This is a genomic window from Butyricicoccus sp. OF10-2 (assembly GCF_003481925.1).
Classification (GTDB): Bacteria; Bacillota; Clostridia; order Oscillospirales; family Butyricicoccaceae; genus Agathobaculum; species Agathobaculum butyriciproducens.
In genome coordinates, this window is sequence record NZ_QUMC01000001.1 from 94,795 (window position 1) to 110,743 (window position 15,949).

Here is a 15,949-nt window from a genome sequence, read left to right on the forward strand (position 1 = left end):
AGAACTTCGATGATCGACTTTTTAATGATTTCGACCCGTAGTACGAAGCGTGGTGTAATAGAAATCTATCCGAAGTTTATCATTAAGAAAAGCTCCGACCTGATGATTAGAGGCGGTGACTTCTATGCCATTTGGTTAGAAGACCGAGGTTTATGGTCTACGGATGAGCAAGATGCGCTCCAGCTTATTGACCGGGAACTTGACAAGTATGCAGAGGAAAACCGCAAAAACTTTGATTCAAGTATTAAAGTTCTGCACATGTGGGATTCCGAATCCGGAATGATCGATTCGTGGCACAAATACTGTCAAAAGCAGATGCGAGACTCTTTCCACATGCTTGATGAGAAACTTATATTCTCCAATACTCCGACGAACAAAAAAGACTATGCAAGTAAGCGGCTGAACTACCCCCTTGAGGAAGGGACCACGGATGCATGGAATAAGCTGATGTCCACAATTTACTCTGAAGAAGAGCGAACGAAAATTGAATGGGCTATTGGTTCTATTGTCTGTGGAGAGTCGAAAAAATTGCAGAAATTTATGGTTCTGTACGGTGCAGCAGGTACGGGTAAGTCTACAGTTCTGAATATTGTTCAGCAACTCTTTGAAGGATATTACTCGGTCTTTGATGCTAAGGCACTGGGTTCATCCAGTAACTCCTTTGCGCTGGAGGCATTTAAGACAAACCCACTTGTGGCGATTCAGCATGATGGTGATCTGTCTCGTATTGAGGATAACACCCGACTGAACAGTTTGGTTTCTCACGAACTGATGACAGTAAACGAAAAGTTCAAATCGACCTATGCAAACCGCTTCAAGTGCTTCCTGTTTATGGGCACCAATAAACCGGTCAAGATTACGGACGCAAAGTCAGGTCTCATCAGACGATTGATCGATGTATCCCCTTCCGGAAATAAATTGAGTCCCAAGGAATACAAGGCGGTGACAAAGCAGATCGAATTTGAGCTCGGTGCGATTGCTTATCATTGTCAGGAAGTCTATCTGGAGAATCCGGGCAGATACGATGATTATATTCCCGTGACGATGCTCGGTGCATCTAATGATTTCTATAACTTCATTATTGATTCTTACCATGTCTTCAAAAAAGAAGACGGGACAACTCTCAAAGCCTCGTGGGAGATGTATAAAACCTATTGCGATGAGGCAAAAGTCACCTTCCCATTCTCTCAGAGGATATTTAAGGAGGAACTTAAAAACTACTTCCGGGATTATAAGGAGAGATTCAATCTCGATGACGGAACTCGTGTGCGAAGCTATTACATTGGCTTTCGAACCGAGAAATTCGAGGATAAGACACTTACCGAGCAAGACGAGCCTGAGCATAAACTGATCGAATTCTTAAAACAGAAATCGGTCTTCGATAGAGAATGCGCAGATTGTCCTGCTCAGTATGCTTCGGCTAAAGAGACACCAACTTCCAAATGGGATGAAGTTTCAACTAAGCTAAGCGACTTGTCTACATCAAGATTGCATTATGTGAAAGTTCCGGAGAACCACATTGTTATCGACTTTGATATTCAGGATAAGGACGGCAATAAGTCGTATGAACTGAATCTCAAAGAAGCGAGTAAATGGCCGCCGACCTATGCTGAACTCAGTAAAAGCGGTCAGGGCATCCACCTTCATTATATTTATGCCGGTGATGTCAGCAAGCTCAGCCGAGTGTATGACGATCATATTGAAGTGAAAGTCTTCACCGGTAAGAGCTCGCTGCGCAGAAAGCTGACAAAGTGTAATGACTTGCCTATCGCAACGATCAACTCGGGTTTACCACTGAAAGGAAAAAAGCAAGTGATAAATTTTGAAGGAGTGAAGAGCGAGAAAGGGCTTAGAACGCAAATCAAGCGAAATCTGAACAAAGAGTACCATCCGGCAACAAAGCCCAGTATCGACTTCATTTACAAAATTCTTAAGGATGCTTATGCAAGCGGACTCAATTATGACGTGACGGATATGCGGAATGCTGTTTTGGCATTTGCAGCGAGCAGCACACATCAGGCGGATTACTGTATTAAGTTAGTCAACAAGATGCAGTTTAAGTCCGCAGACCAGTCAGCAGGAGCAAAAAATGATGACGCCAAGCTCGTGTTTTACGATGTTGAGGTGTTTCCGAACCTGTTCTTGGTGAATTGGAAAATCGAGGGCGATGGTAAGCCGGTGGTTCGTATGATTAACCCTACCCCGACTGAGATTGAAGAGCTGATGCGATTCCGTCTGGTTGGTTTCAACTGCCGCAGATACGATAATCATATTCTCTACGCCCGGTTGATGGGGTATACGAATGAACAGCTTTATAATCTCTCGACAAAGATCATCAACGGCAGCGCAAATTGCTTCTTTGGCGAAGCCTATAATGTGTCGTATACGGATGTGTATGACTTTTCCAGTAAGAAGCAGTCCCTTAAGAAGTTCGAGATTGAACTGGGTATTCACCATCAGGAACTTGGTCTTCCCTGGGACAAGCCTGTACCGGAGGAGCTTTGGACAAAGGTCGCCGAGTATTGTGACAATGATGTCATTGCGACAGAAGCAACCTTTAATGCTCGTAAAGCAGACTTCACGGCTCGTCAGATTCTGGCAGATGTGGCGGGGATGTCCGTCAATGATACAACGAACTCGCTGACTACCAGAATTATATTTGGTAACAACCGCAAGCCTCAGGATCAGTTCAATTACCGTTTCATGGGTGACGAGAGTCAAATCTTCGACCCTAATGCGGATCTTCCGTTTACAATGGGGCTTGAAGACTATGACGAGTTCACACAGTTCGATAAAAACCATCGTCCCATCTTTCCTGGCTACACATTCGAGGGCGGTAAGTCCGTCTACAGAGGCGAAGAAGTTGGTGAGGGCGGCTATGTATATTCTGAACCCGGCATGTACAGCAACATTGCTCTGCTGGATATTGCATCCATGCATCCGAGCAGTATCGTAGCGGAAGAACTCTTCGGACCGGAATACACAAAGCGGTTCAACGAAATTCTTCAGGCTCGTATCGCAATCAAGCATAAGGATTTTGATAAAGCCAAGAAAATGCTGGGCGGTGCATTGGCTAAATACCTGACTGACGAAAATGCAGCGGCTGATTTGGCGCAGGCTCTGAAGATTGCAATTAACTCGGTATATGGTCTGACTTCAGCCGGGTTTGAAAATCCGTTCCGAGATAATCGTAACAAGGATAACATTGTTGCTAAACGAGGGGCCTTGTTTATGGTCAATCTCAAGCACGCTGTTCAGAGTCAGGGCTTTACTGTAGCGCACATCAAAACCGACTCCATCAAGATTCCGGACGCAACGCCTGAGATCATCAAGTTTGTGACTGAGTACGGCAAACTGTATGGGTACAACTTTGAGCACGAAGCAACCTATGATCGTATGTGTCTGGTGAACGATGCAGTTTATATTGCTCGATATGCTACGGTTGAGAAGTGCTGCGACCTGTATGGGAAAAAGTACATCGACTCCGCAAAAGATATTTGCAAGGAGAACAAGAAGCATCCGTATGCATGGACGGCGACTGGCACTCAGTTCCAGATTCCTTATGTCTTCAAGACACTTTTCAGCAAGGAGAACATCGAGTTCGAGGACATGTGCGAGACGAAATCTGTGACGTCCTCGCTCTATCTTGACATGAACGAGGCTCTGCCGGATGTAAGTGCCCTCGAAGCGGAAAGAGATAAACTGTGGAAACAGATTACCGATTCTAAACGCATGACTGAGCCGATGCCCACGGAATGCGAGCGTGTCGAAGAACTAACGGACGAAATCGCCAAGGGTCACGACTACCACTTCATCGGAAAAGTCGGACAGTTCTGCCCGATTAAGCCTGGCTGCGGAGGCGGTATCCTGCTTCGCGAGACTGAAAACAAGAAGACAGGCGAAAAGGGTTATGCTGCTGCTACGGGTTCTAAGGGCTTCAGATGGCTCGAATCCGAGATGGTAAAGCAGCTGGACAAGCAAGGTGACATTGACCGTGGTTATTACAACAACATGGTAGATGAAGCAATCAAGTCTCTGTCTGTTTATGGCGACTTCGAACGCTTTGCAGCAGACGAACCGTATGTTTCGGATAACACACCTCCGTGGTTCGGAGCCGGCGAGCCTCATGAAGAGGATACTACTCCGTTTGATGTGAGGTGAGGAGTGCAGGACTTGCCCATTTCCATGCGATAAACGCAAAAATTGAAAGGAGAAACTAATTATGGCTTATAAAGCAGTAGACAACATCATCATCGAGAATGCTCGAATTATCTTCCGCAACTTTAAGGGTGAGGAGTCCAAGTACAATCGTGCTGGCTCCCGCAATTTCTGCGTGGTCATTGAAGATCCCGATATGGCGCAGAAGCTTATTGAGGATGGCTGGAATGTTCGTGTTTTAGCTCCTCGTGATGAGGACGAGGCTCCTCGCCATTATATTCAGGTGGCGGTCAGCTTCGACAACATCCCCCCGAAGGTTATCATGATTACTCGTCGGGCTAAGACTCAGCTGGATGAGGAGTCTATCGGAACTCTGGACTTTGCAGAGATCCGCAATGTTGACCTGACGATCCGCCCCTACAACTGGGAGGTCAATGGCAAAACCGGAGTCAAGGCGTACCTTAAGACGATGTATGTCACCATTGAGGAAGACGAATTCGCTGAAAAGTATGCCGAAACTGAGGGTCCTGAGGAGATGCCCTTCTAAAGGTGAATAGGTGCCAGCTTAGTACATGTCTGGTTAAATGTCCAGTAAGGTCTCGATTAGGTGTGCACGCCTATGATGGTAAGAGGAAACAGCCTATTCCCCTTTAGTAACCGAAAGGAGGTAAAGCCATGTTGTGGCAGAAAAAGAAGAAACGCAAAAAGGCTACCAAGCCTAAAGCAGTTACTTTAGTTGCTCCTCAGCAGCCGGTGGAAGAGATTCCGCAAACGACTGAGCCTGAGGAAAAAGAAGAAACGCCAAAGCAAAAAAAGCCCGCTGGGGAAAAATACAAAAAGGTTTTGTCTCCGGAAAAAGCTTTCTTAGATGCATTCGGACGATTGACCAATCGACATCGGGCTTGGGATGTTTGGCGTGACTTCATCACTATGTTCGCTTGTTCGCTATCTAATCCTCTCGATAAGGAGCACCGGGATAAGCGAGAAGCGTTATATTTGGAAATCATCAAAAAGTACAATAAGCAGGAACAAGAGGTGTTTCCTGAACTGGCTGCTCAGACTGTCTTGGCTTTGGAAGAAAATCCGGAGCAGGACTTTCTGGGCAGCATTTTTATGTCTCTCAATCTCGGCAACGAGCATAATGGACAGATCTTTACGCCGTATCATGTCTGCGAGCTAATGGCTGAAATGATGATGGACGACACGGTAAAAAAGGTAGAACAGGACGGTTATATTTCAATTAACGATCCGTGCTGCGGAGCTGGGGCCACATTGATTGCCGGAATCCACGCTGCAAGGAAGCAGTTGGAAAAAGCAAACCTGAACTACCAAAATCATCTTCTCGTCGTTGCACAGGATATCGATGAAACAGTGGCGCTTATGTGTTATATTCAGCTTTCACTTTTGGGGGTAGCAGGATATGTAAAGGTCGGAAACTCTCTGACAGAACCGATGACGGACAACGACAATAAAGAGAACTACTGGTTCACGCCAATGTATTATTCTAATGTCTGGGTGCTGCGTCGGATCTTCGGAGGGCGCTGATGGCAGGTATATCACTTCGAGACTATCAAACAGATGCCGTTGAGAGAATGAAAAACGGCTGCATTCTCTGTGGCGGTGTCGGTAGTGGCAAATCCAGAACAGCTTTAGCCTATTACTACAAGCAAAATGGCGGTAAGCTCGGTACAAAGAATTATATTCGGATGCCGGGTATGCCAAAAGACCTGTACATCATCACCACGGCGAGAAAAAGAGACACTTTGGAATGGGAGGGTGAGCTTTCACCCTTCCTTCTCTCTGTTCACGCGGAAGTCAATACCTATAAAAATAAGGTCGTCGTTGATTCCTGGAATAACATTGGGAAGTACGCAACGGTTGCGGACGCTTTCTTTATATTTGACGAACAGCGTGTTGTCGGTTCAGGAGCATGGGTTAAGGCGTTCCTGAAAATTGCCAAGTTTAACGAATGGATCTTGCTGTCGGCAACTCCAGGTGATACATGGGAGGATTATATTCCTGTATTTGTTGCAAACGGCTTTTATAAAAACCGGACTGCCTTCAAGGAAGAACACATGGTCATGACTTGGGTAAACGGAAAGTATCCAAAAGTAGACAGATATTTAGGAGTCGGACGGCTTATTCGACTTCGCAATCGCATTCTTGTAGATATGGATTTCAAGCGGGAAACCTGTTCACACCATGAAGATGTTTATGTCAATTATGATGTTGCGAAGTATAAAGAGACAAGTCGTCTTCGCTGGAACCCATATAAAAATGAGCCGATTGTCAACGCCGGAGAGCTCTGCTATGTATGGAGACGCATCGTAAATGAGGACGAGTCCAGGCAAATCGCTCTAATGGAGCTGTTTGAGAAACATCCTAAAATGATCGTCTTCTATAATTTCGACTACGAGCTTGATATTCTGAAAAATCTCTACTATGGAGAAAATGTTGAGATTGCAGAATGGAATGGTCACAAGCATCAACCGATTCCAACTTGCGACAGCTGGGTGTATCTGGTTCAGTATACTGCTGGAGCCGAAGGTTGGAACTGTATTAGCACAGACACCATTGTGTTCTACTCGCAGAATTACTCCTACAAAATTATGAAGCAGTCAGCTGGGCGAACCGATCGCTTAAATACTCCGTTCAAAGATTTATATTACTACCATTTGAAGTCCCGTTCTGGCATTGATTTGGCTATCAGTCGAGCGTTAAGCGAGAAGCGGAATTTCAACGAAACCAAGTATGTCGGCAGCTATAAACCCAAAGCTGCCTGAGAAAGGAGAAAAGATGATAACAATTGATGTCGCGGAGTATTGCTCTGCTTGCATGGACTTCGATCCAGATGTTCAACGACCGCAAAAAGCATACGGAATGAGTGAAGAGATCGTCATATCCGACACGGTCATTCGATGCTCAAATCGAAATCGGTGCAAAAACATTGAGCGATACCTGAGAAAGAAGGTGACGGACGATGGCGTTGGCAAGACTGACGAAGCAATGCCGTGAATGTCCTTTTGTCGAGACCTGTGAGCACAAGGAAATGGAAGCATTGGGATATTTACCAGAACCGATTATGGCAGATGTCAAAGCCCCGGTTACTGCTGATATAGCAGTTCCCATTTTGAGAGAAACTGTAAGCCGTGTAGTAGACGGCAAAGTTGTAACAATGTATAAGGACGAGTTGGAGAAGATCCTTTATAAAGATTTATATTCTCATCTCGGACTTCAGTTTGGAGGATGAATATGCATAAGAATACCAACAATTCAGACAGAATGAATACTGTCGCTTATAAAATCGGGCAGGCTATCGCGCTGGTAGTTTGTCTTTGTGTTTCTGCCGTCGTCATTGCTTTAGCTGTGAAGTGCATCCTGTGGATTTTGTAAGGAGTTTTTGCAGATGAATGAAGAAAAGGAAGTCTATTTTGACCAGTATTGCAAATCTTGCAAATACCACGGTCTTGAAGAGTCCAAAGACCCGTGCAATGACTGTCTCGCAGAACCCAGCAATACAAATTCCCACAAACCGATGAACTATGAAAGCAAAAACAATTCTTGATGCCGAGAAAAAGGATGCGATTGATATTGCAACGGAACTTTGCTATAGCGAAGAAGTCAAGAGAAAAATTGCACAGGCAAAATCTGTTTACGAAATTGGTCGCATCCTTAAACAAGCACGGCTCGATCAAGAGTGATATTTCTGAAAGGAGAAAAGAAACATGAATCTTGAGGAGTTCAGAAAGGCACTTTCGTCAGATGCTACTGAAGAGAATGCACAACTGAAAAGACAGTTGTCAGACCTTCAGGCTGAATACCATGAAAAGCTTTCAAAACTCGAAAATGAAAACGATTCACTTAAAGAAAGTTGTCGGGTTTTATGCAATCGATGCTTTACTCTTACGAGAGGTGTTACTTGTCTATTTTGTGGTCTCGATTACCCCTGCCCTCATATGCCGGGGCTTGAGGAACAGGTGGCTATGGCTCATAAATTGAGAAAGGAGATCGAAAAAAATGACTAATGGGTATCGTAATGCTCTTGTTCAGCAAATAAAAGACGCAGGTCAAGAACTTATCAACCGAGCTGAATCGATGGTGCATCCCGAAAATGATTTAATCACTGATTTTTCCATAGTAATCCATTTCGAGCAGCATGAGGTACCTACAATCGACTACACAACCAGCGTGGTAAACAAAGTTGCTTGCGATCGGGTTATCTATCAGAAAGGAGAATCCAATGTCTCAAAAATATGATGAATATCTGGAAAAACACAGGCAAGCTGTAAAAAAGGCTTATCAGTGGATTGCTGCTTATATTCCTGAACTGACAGATGTGGAGGCGACTCGAAATATTGAGTTCCATGATATGTCGAAGAATACGCCAGATGAGTACACGCCTTATGACAACTATTTCTATGGGGAGCAAACCCCAGCAATCATCGAGGCGTTTAACCGGGCATGGCTTATGCATATCCACCGAAACCCCCATCATTGGCAGTATTGGGTCTTAATCAACGACGAACCTAAAGAAGGAACTATCCTTATCGAAATGCCGTATCCATACATTATTGAGATGATCTGTGACTGGTGGGCATTCAGCTGGATTAAAGGTGACCTTTCCGAAATGTTTGCCTGGTATAAAGACCATGCCGATTATATTAAGATGCACAATAATACTCGTTCGATTGTGGAAGAGATTCTGGAAATGATTCGGATGAAGCTTGCGGAGGTAGAAAATGCTGAAAATTGAAAACGCCGAGGTTATGGCTGGGAGCACGCCATTCGTGGTATGAGGAACCCTAAGAACTCTTGGGAGAAGACGGACTCATATCCTGCTGTTGACTGTGGAAAGTGCGGTAAAATCGAGCGAGAGGGTATTTGCACAAAAGATGACCGTGATTGTACGGGCTTTGAATGCTTTGAAGTGGGTCCGAACGATCTGAAGCTCATGACTACCCTCCGCAACGCCGGCACCGATCACCGTAAGTTCATGCGGATGATTACGGTCTATCTTGACATCACCGCCCCACTGTATTGGTGGAAGGAGTTTGACACCTACAAGGTTGGTACGGTTGCCAATTCTTGCTCGACGATGCATAAGATCGCGGATAAGGAGTTTACGCTGGCGGATTTTAGTTGCGAGCATCTGGATCGCGAACCTTATCATCGCAACTGGATCGAGAGCGTAATCGTCGATGAAGATATCACTTCGCCACACAAGGTATGGATGACACCATTTGATGTTCTTAGATGCACGATCGAGATGCTAAACGCATATCGTGAAAACTACCTTGAAACCAAGGATAAACAGGATTGGTGGCAGATGATCCAGCTTCTCCCGAGCTCTTACAACCAGCGCCGGACAGTTATGCTGAACTACGAGGTTCTGGCGAACATCTATAAGTCCCGTCGGAACCACAAGCTCGACGAGTGGCATACGTTCTGTGACTGGATTGAGAGTCTGCCTTATTCTGAGCTGATTACTGGCGAAAAGAAAGGATGAAAGATGATGAAATTCGTAGTCAATCAGCTTCCTTATTACGGAGAGCTGTGTCCACTATGGACGATGTGCAGTAAAAACGCAAAGGAACATGAATGCCCGAGATACTGGGATAAATATAAAGTCTGCTCGGATGAAAACCCACATGAATGTGAGCACCTTATCGAGACGGAGAAACTCTAATAAACGGTTTCCTGCACGAAAAATACACCCCCTATTATGAAAGGAGGTAACACACAATGAATTATTTTCTGGCAGTTAATGATCGGCAACTCGGCACTTGTTTGAGAATGCTGTTTGCTGAAAAACTTCAACCTGCTGTCCAAACCGTGTTGAACGAAAAGGGCAAGATTGAGTTTCATATTAGCATTGCAGCAGATCAGGAAGTGTTCGAAGAGCTGAACGAGCGCTACAAGATCATGATTTCGTAAGTTACTCGATTTCAAAGGTAAAGGGGCCGTAACAAGCCCTTTTACTTTTGTTATATTTGTGGTAACATACTATAAGGAGGCGATGCCGATGAAAGTCAAATCCAGAATGTCCTGTCCGGTTCGAAGAAAAGACGGCACATGGACAACTGTTATCAAAGAATTTGAAGAAGATATTCCGGATCTCGGACGAGAAGAGCTTATCTGCAACAAATGCGGACGCCCTGATTATCCGAAATGCAAGGAAACGGTTTGTGAAGCCTGGAAATACCACAAATCGAAAAATTAACAGGTTATGTAAGAGCTGAGGTTAAACCTTGGCTCTTATTTTTATGTAAAGGAGAAAATCATGCTTGCCATAGAAGCGACAAAAGCGGATATTCAGGCTGTTTATGACCGTCTTCGGGAAGCTAAGGAACAACGTCAGCTTGATATTCAAATAAACCAGGCTATTGTACTGGTGAATCGTAATCACAGGAGGAAAAAATATGACGCCGAACGACTATCAGCAGGCAGCTCTTCGCACTGCTCCAAAAGATTTACCGCCTGACCGACTTCTGCTCAATGGCTTAATGGGTCTGAACGGAGAAGCCGGCGAAGCAATTGATATTTTGAAAAAACATCTGTTTCAAGGACACGAACTTGATACTGCACATATGGCTAAAGAGATTGGAGATGTGGCTTGGTACCTTGCTGTAAGTGCAAACGCCATTGGGTATGACCTTGAAACCATCATGCAGATGAATGTGGACAAACTGAAAGCCAGGTATCCGGATGGTTTCGACGCTGAACACAGTCTGCATCGCAATCAGGATGATATTTAAGGAGGATTTTCTATGAATGAACAATTCGGAGAAAAGGTAAAAACTATTTTTGATAGCATTACCGTTCTTCAGGCAAAAGATAGCGACTTGAAACGAGATAACGCCAACATCAACGGTGACTCCCCTATGGGGGCTATGCTGCAATATGGTGCCAATACCGCCAAGGAGTACAATCTGGAGTATTTGATTAAACCTGCAATTGCAGAACTTCACCGTGATGGTTGGATTCATATACACGATCTTGACTTTTATGCATGGACAACAACCTGCACACAGATTGAGCTTCGCAAACTCTTCAAGAACGGATTCAATACCGGACACGGTCATCTGAGAGCACCCAAAAGCATCGGTTCGTATGCTGCTCTGGCTGCTATTGCCATTCAGTCCAACCAAAATGACCAGCATGGTGGTCAAAGTGTCGTCGACTTCGATTACGCAATGGCCGAGGGTGTCCGTTATACTTATCAGAAGTACCTGAAAGAGGGTTATACGATTTGCGAACGCCTCAATGATCTGAAAGATAAAGCATGGATTCTTGACTATGCTATGGAAAAGACTACTCGTGATACTTATCAGGCTATGGAGGGTTTTATTCATAATCTGAACACGATGCATTCCCGTGCCGGTGCTCAGGTTCCATTCAGTTCTATCAACTATGGCACGGATACATCTTGGGAAGGTCGTCTTGCTATTGAACAGCTTCTACTTGCTACGGAAGCAGGGCTCGGTCATGGCGAAACACCCATCTTCCCAATTCAGATTTTCAGAGTCAAGGAAGGCGTCAACTATAATCCGGATGACCCAAATTATGACCTGTTCAAACTGGCGATGAAGGTAAGTGCCAAGAGACTCTTTCCTAATTTTGCTTTCATTGACGCACCTTTTAATCTCCAGTATTACAAGCCCGGTCATCCTGAAACGGAAGTTGCTTATATGGGTTGCCGTACTCGTGTAATGGGTAATGTTTATGACCCATCTCGCGAGATCGCTCCCGGCAGAGGTAATCTGAGTTTCACATCGATCAACCTGCCTCGACTTGGAATTGAATCTAAAGGCGACTACCTTGCTTTCTTCAAACTGCTGGACAAAATGCTCGATGCGACGATGCAGCAGCTTCTCTGCCGATATAAAATTCAGGCTTCGAGAGTGGTTCGTAACTTCCCATTTCTCATGGGAGAAGGTGTCTGGATGGACTCTGACGGGCTTTCCCCTGATGATATGGTTGGAGAGGTCTTAAAACACGGAACGCTGTCTATCGGCTTCTGCGGGCTTGCAGAGTGCCTTGTAGCGCTTAACGGTAAGCACCATGGAGAAGATGAATTCTCTCAGGAGCTTGGGCTGCGAATTGTAGGTTATATTCGTGACTATTGCAACCGTAAGAGCACTGAACTCGGCATGAATGTAACCTGTCTTGCTACCCCTGCTGAGAGCTTGGCTGGGCGGCTGCTTCGCTCTGACAGGGAGAGATATGGAATTATCAAAGGTGTTACCGATCGTGACTACTACACTAACAGTTTTCATGTTCCGGTCTATTATCATCTCCCGGCTCTTAAGAAGATCGACATTGAAGCTCCATACCATGCTCTCACCAACGCCGGTCATATTTCTTATGTAGAACTGGACGGTGATCCGACCAAAAACCTGGCTGCTTTTGAGCGTGTTGTAAGACACATGAAAGAAGCTGGTATTGGTTACGGAAGCATCAATCATCCTGTAGACCGAGATCCTGTCTGCGGTTATAACGGAATTATCAATGATACATGCCCCTGCTGCGGACGGAGCGAAGCCGATGGAGTTCCATTCGAACGCATTCGTCGTATCACTGGATATTTGGTCGGAACTCTTGACAAGTGGAATGACGCTAAGCGTGCGGAGGAGCGAGATCGTGTCAAGCATGAAGTTGATTCGAATTTCGGGAATTGAACCGGAATCCATTGTTGACGGGGAAGGAATCCGGTATGTGATATTCGCACAGGGTTGTCCACATCATTGTCCCGGCTGCCACAATCCTCAAACTCACCCGTTCGGTGGCGGAAAACTCGTGTTGATCGAAGACATACTCAATGATATTTCCAAAAGAAAAGATTGGATAGACGGCATTACCATTTCCGGAGGCGAGCCGTTCTGTCAAATTGGTCAGTGTAGTCTTATTGCTCAAAAAGCTCATGGAATGGGGCTCAGCGTTTGGTGCTACACTGGCTATCTTTTTGAAGACTTGTACGGACAGGGTGCCGAGCTGCTGAATTATATTGATGTGCTCGTTGACGGTCCGTTCGTACAGGCTGAAAAATCGTTGGGGCTTGATTTCAGAGGAAGCCGTAACCAACGAGTAATTGATATTCCGGAAAGCTTGAAAGAAGGCGTAGCAATCTTGAAACAAACTTAGAAGAAAGGAGTACCTGCATCATGGCGAACACTACTAATCCTCGACGAAATGCCGAAGGATATTCTGACCCGACCGCTTACGAAGCCCTCAAGAACATTGAGCGTGAAGAAGACGAAAGATTTCATAAGCTGCTGCATACACTGTTTTACTTGTGTGAGTTGGCCGACTTCGAGATCGAGGTCGGATTATTCTGGTTGATAAACGGAACGGACGGGTTTGGAGATGAGAGAAATGAGTCCGTACATACTTGAAAATTGTGTAAATTTTAGCCCACTTTTGTTTGGCGGATTCGGGTAAAAGCCCGGTTTTGAAAAAATTTTTGAGCGTGTACGGACAATTTTCTTGAAAAAAGCCAGAAAAAGTGGGCAAAAGCCCGGTTTTGAAAACCAAAAGTGGGCAGAAAAATTCGTAGGCATTTTCTGAAAATGGCACTTTTTAGGCGTTTTTTGCCCCAAAATGGCCGATTTGCGCCGATTTGAAATTTTTTTTGTGAAAAAAGCCCACTTTCCCACTTTTATTTCTTATTTAATTGCGATAAAAAGTTTTAATAAATATATAAATAAGGCGAGAAAAGTGGGCATTTGGCCAGAGGTCGGAATACATAGCACAAGTAGACGAAAATGTCAAGACTTTTTACCGAAAGTTCTTCCTTTTTCTTTTAGACTGTGCTATACTATAAGAGCCACACAATCTAATATGTTCAAGTCGTTTAGGGAAAACTGCTTTGGTAAAAAGTGTTTTCTCTCTTTACTCATTTCATTTGTCCCTTTGCGGCTTGATTGAGATTGTGTGGCAACAATGAGGGTTGACACTTTTTCGGTGCGTCTCTCGTTGTGGGGGCGCACTTTTTTAATGCCCTCGGAAAGGATGGGACAATGAGATGAGAAAGTTCTTGGTAGCGTGCATGGCGATTGTCATGATATTTACGATTGCAGGTTGTAGTTCAGAGGGACATGAAGGTGAAGCTAAAACTCCGTCAGGTTCCAGTATTCAAAAAGGCAAGGATTATCAAAAAGTAGTTGACGAGTTTGAAAGTAGTGGCTTCACAAACATCAAACTCGAAAAACTTGACGACCTTGTTACTGGTTGGCTTACAAAAGACGGTGAGGTCGAATCTGTTTCCGTAGATGGCGATACTGGATACTCTGCTGATGCTTGGTATCCGGCTGATGTCGAGGTTATAATCACATATCACACATTCCCGGAAAAAGAAACTTCTGAATCAGACAGTGAATCCGTTTCAACCGAAACGCCCGCTGCTGATATTTTGACAGTAGATAATTCTCCGGAATTGGCAGCAATACTTTCTCTTAAAGCTGATATGGACCAATCGTATGCCGATTTTGCAGAGGCTCATAAGAACCAGGTTATTGAGTTTAATGGCTGCATTACCTATCTTACAAACCACGATAATTACGACACCCGATATGATTTGCTAATCAGTGCGGGAGACTATGTAGATGAAAATACTGCAAACCCTGGTCCAACTTTTAAGTTTAAGGATGTTGGGGTATATGATTTAGGAGACGGACTTACGCTTGCTGATTATATCAAAGTCGGCAGCAATGTAAGAATACAGGCTAAAGTGCGGAGCTACAATTCTGATACCGGTCTCTTTGAACTTGATCCAGTAAGTGTAGAAGCTCGATAACAAACAACTTTATATTTGACCGAGATGCTTAAACAGTGTCTCGGTCTTTTTTTATGTCTTTTTTCGCCGCGCGAAAAATACATTCCCTTTTATGAAGAGAGGAGTAAAAAAGCTATTTTTAAGAATAGGCATTCTCTTTTCAGTTTTGAAAAACTACATGAAAGGAGGCTCATTTGCCAATGCTCGAAAGTCAATTTCAATCGAAGCTCATTAAGGAGCTTAAGAAACTTTTTCCGGGTTGCATCGTGATGAAAAGCGACTCTGGATATTTACAGGGCATTCCTGATCTGCTTATTCTATTCAATGACAAATGGGCTGCTCTGGAATGTAAGCAACACGCTGGCGCAAAAAAGCAACCAAACCAAGAATATTATGTGGGCAAGATGGACGAGATGTCTTTTTCCAGATTTATTTGCCCCGAGAACAAGGAGGAAGTGCTGCATGATCTTCAACAATCATTCCAATCTTGAAGGGCAACACGCTTTTCTTGGTGCCAGCAAGTATCATTGGATCAACTATGATGAAACAAAAGTAGCCGATGCTTATTCAAAGTTTTTGGCTACACAGCGAGGGACCGTTCTGCATGACTTTGCATGCCAATGCATCACTTTGGGACAAAAACTTCCCAAGTCACAGAAAACATTGAACATGTATGTCAATGATGCAATCAGTTTTCGTATGGTGCCTGAACAGGTTCTGTTCTATTCAGAAAATTGCTTTGGCACCGCTGATACGATTGTGTTCCGGAACGGCACGCTTCGTATTCACGATTTGAAGACCGGTGTCGTGCCGGCGCACATGGAGCAGCTTGAAATATACGCTGCTCTTTTTTGTTTGGAATACAAGGTGAAACCATCGGAAATCGAGATGGAACTTCGTTTGTATCAGAACAATGAAATTCTATATCACACACCTACTGCCGAAGATATTGTTCCAATCATGGACAAAATTATTACCTTCGACAAGGTTATCAGAAAAATCAAAGAACAGGAGGGTTAA

At 44.4% G+C, this 15,949-nt stretch carries 19 protein-coding genes and 1 pseudogene; all 20 read left to right on the top strand.

Annotated features, from left to right (window positions below; all coding sequences use genetic code 11):
* Positions 1–9: 9 nt before the first annotated feature.
* The 20 genes and pseudogenes from DXB00_RS00515 (at position 10) to DXB00_RS00605 (ending at position 15,949) form a co-directional block, all read left to right on the top strand.
* On the top strand, positions 10–4,161 hold the full coding sequence (locus tag DXB00_RS00515) for a DUF5906 domain-containing protein (protein ID WP_119214359.1): 4,152 nt from the start codon (positions 10–12) through the stop codon (positions 4,159–4,161).
* A gap of 61 nt (positions 4,162–4,222) precedes the next feature.
* Entirely contained in the window at positions 4,223–4,705 is a 483-nt protein-coding gene (locus DXB00_RS00520; protein ID WP_016406579.1) for a hypothetical protein, read from the top strand.
* Between the two features lie 128 nt (positions 4,706–4,833).
* On the top strand, positions 4,834–5,703 hold the full coding sequence (locus DXB00_RS00525) for an N-6 DNA methylase (RefSeq protein ID WP_119214360.1): 870 nt from the start codon (positions 4,834–4,836) through the stop codon (positions 5,701–5,703).
* Entirely contained in the window at positions 5,703–6,941 is a 1,239-nt protein-coding gene (locus DXB00_RS00530) for a DEAD/DEAH box helicase family protein (protein ID WP_119214361.1), read from the top strand. The genes DXB00_RS00525 and DXB00_RS00530 overlap by 1 nt, the downstream gene beginning before the upstream one ends.
* Positions 6,942–7,138: 197 nt before the next feature.
* Complete coding sequence (locus tag DXB00_RS00535; RefSeq protein ID WP_119214362.1) at positions 7,139–7,408, top strand: hypothetical protein; 270 nt, start codon at positions 7,139–7,141, stop codon at positions 7,406–7,408.
* 292 nt (positions 7,409–7,700) lie between these two features.
* Positions 7,701–7,859 carry a hypothetical protein gene (locus DXB00_RS16240; RefSeq protein ID WP_158581243.1) on the top strand — a complete coding sequence of 53 codons (159 nt, stop codon included), beginning with the start codon at positions 7,701–7,703 and terminating at the stop codon, positions 7,857–7,859.
* A gap of 24 nt (positions 7,860–7,883) precedes the next feature.
* The gene (locus DXB00_RS00540) at positions 7,884–8,183 is read left to right on the top strand and encodes a hypothetical protein (protein WP_119214363.1); all 300 of its coding nucleotides are present in this window, start codon (positions 7,884–7,886) and stop codon (positions 8,181–8,183) included.
* Positions 8,176–8,415: a hypothetical protein gene (locus tag DXB00_RS00545; protein ID WP_119214364.1), complete on the top strand. Its 240-nt coding sequence runs from the start codon at positions 8,176–8,178 to the stop codon at positions 8,413–8,415. The genes DXB00_RS00540 and DXB00_RS00545 overlap by 8 nt, the downstream gene beginning before the upstream one ends.
* A complete protein-coding gene (locus DXB00_RS00550) occupies positions 8,399–8,911 on the top strand; it encodes a DUF5662 family protein (protein ID WP_119214365.1) in 513 nt (170 codons plus the stop codon). Before DXB00_RS00545 ends, DXB00_RS00550 begins: the two co-directional genes overlap by 17 nt.
* Positions 8,898–9,664, top strand: a pseudogene (locus DXB00_RS00555) (hypothetical protein). Before DXB00_RS00550 ends, DXB00_RS00555 begins: the two are co-directional and overlap by 14 nt.
* Before the next feature lie 236 nt (positions 9,665–9,900).
* Positions 9,901–10,092: a hypothetical protein gene (locus tag DXB00_RS00560; protein WP_003529507.1), complete on the top strand. Its 192-nt coding sequence runs from the start codon at positions 9,901–9,903 to the stop codon at positions 10,090–10,092.
* 88 nt (positions 10,093–10,180) lie between these two features.
* Positions 10,181–10,378, top strand: a complete 198-nt coding sequence (locus tag DXB00_RS00565; RefSeq protein WP_119214367.1) for a hypothetical protein — start codon at positions 10,181–10,183, stop codon at positions 10,376–10,378.
* A gap of 60 nt (positions 10,379–10,438) precedes the next feature.
* Positions 10,439–10,639 carry a hypothetical protein gene (locus DXB00_RS00570; RefSeq protein ID WP_119214368.1) on the top strand — a complete coding sequence of 67 codons (201 nt, stop codon included), beginning with the start codon at positions 10,439–10,441 and terminating at the stop codon, positions 10,637–10,639.
* Complete coding sequence (locus tag DXB00_RS00575; RefSeq protein ID WP_119214369.1) at positions 10,578–10,913, top strand: nucleoside triphosphate pyrophosphohydrolase family protein; 336 nt, start codon at positions 10,578–10,580, stop codon at positions 10,911–10,913. The genes DXB00_RS00570 and DXB00_RS00575 overlap by 62 nt, the downstream gene beginning before the upstream one ends.
* A gap of 12 nt (positions 10,914–10,925) precedes the next feature.
* Positions 10,926–12,836 carry an anaerobic ribonucleoside triphosphate reductase gene (locus tag DXB00_RS00580; RefSeq protein WP_119214370.1) on the top strand — a complete coding sequence of 637 codons (1,911 nt, stop codon included), beginning with the start codon at positions 10,926–10,928 and terminating at the stop codon, positions 12,834–12,836.
* The gene (gene nrdG / locus DXB00_RS00585) at positions 12,808–13,299 is read left to right on the top strand and encodes an anaerobic ribonucleoside-triphosphate reductase activating protein (protein ID WP_119214371.1); all 492 of its coding nucleotides are present in this window, start codon (positions 12,808–12,810) and stop codon (positions 13,297–13,299) included. The genes DXB00_RS00580 and nrdG overlap by 29 nt, the downstream gene beginning before the upstream one ends.
* A 20-nt stretch (positions 13,300–13,319) precedes the next feature.
* Complete coding sequence (locus DXB00_RS00590; RefSeq protein ID WP_243107112.1) at positions 13,320–13,550, top strand: hypothetical protein; 231 nt, start codon at positions 13,320–13,322, stop codon at positions 13,548–13,550.
* A 629-nt stretch (positions 13,551–14,179) separates the two neighbouring features.
* Positions 14,180–14,950 carry a DUF4839 domain-containing protein gene (locus DXB00_RS00595; protein ID WP_119214372.1) on the top strand — a complete coding sequence of 257 codons (771 nt, stop codon included), beginning with the start codon at positions 14,180–14,182 and terminating at the stop codon, positions 14,948–14,950.
* A 179-nt stretch (positions 14,951–15,129) separates the two neighbouring features.
* Complete coding sequence (locus DXB00_RS00600; RefSeq protein ID WP_003529525.1) at positions 15,130–15,420, top strand: hypothetical protein; 291 nt, start codon at positions 15,130–15,132, stop codon at positions 15,418–15,420.
* Positions 15,392–15,949, top strand: coding sequence for a DUF2800 domain-containing protein (locus tag DXB00_RS00605; protein WP_119214373.1), 558 nt, complete (start codon positions 15,392–15,394; stop codon positions 15,947–15,949). The genes DXB00_RS00600 and DXB00_RS00605 overlap by 29 nt, the downstream gene beginning before the upstream one ends.